At 51.8% G+C, this 226-nt stretch carries 1 protein-coding gene and 1 pseudogene; both read right to left on the bottom strand.

What is annotated here, in order from left to right; all coding sequences use genetic code 11:
• A partial coding sequence (locus tag FDX22_RS24745) for a heme exporter protein CcmB (RefSeq protein ID WP_186805473.1) occupies positions 1 to 100 on the bottom strand: 100 nt, incomplete at its 3' end.
• Positions 97 to 226, bottom strand: a pseudogene (locus tag FDX22_RS24740) (heme ABC transporter ATP-binding protein CcmA); the annotation flags it as partial. The gene FDX22_RS24745 and the pseudogene FDX22_RS24740, both read right to left, overlap by 4 nt.

The raw sequence follows: 226 nt of genomic DNA, 5'->3' as shown, positions 1-226 counted from the left end.
ACAACGTGATAACGATCAGGAAAAACCATAACGGATTGGCGATCTCTGCACTATGACGGAACGCAACCCGCAGTTCTAAACGGAAGATTTGCCACATCATTGCGCGGCCCTCTCGCTGGTCAGCGCAATACGTCGAACTTTATCGGTCTCAACACCCAGAGGCTGGTGCGTTGTAAGGATCACAATACCACCCTGCTCTGTATGCTGTGCCATGCGCTGAGTCAGT

Source organism: Citrobacter sp. TBCS-14 (genome assembly GCF_005280805.1).
In the GTDB taxonomy this organism is placed as follows: Bacteria; Pseudomonadota; Gammaproteobacteria; order Enterobacterales; family Enterobacteriaceae; genus Citrobacter; species Citrobacter gillenii.
The sequence above is the reverse complement of the archived record's forward strand: the minus strand, read 5'-3'. Positions and strand labels throughout refer to the sequence as shown.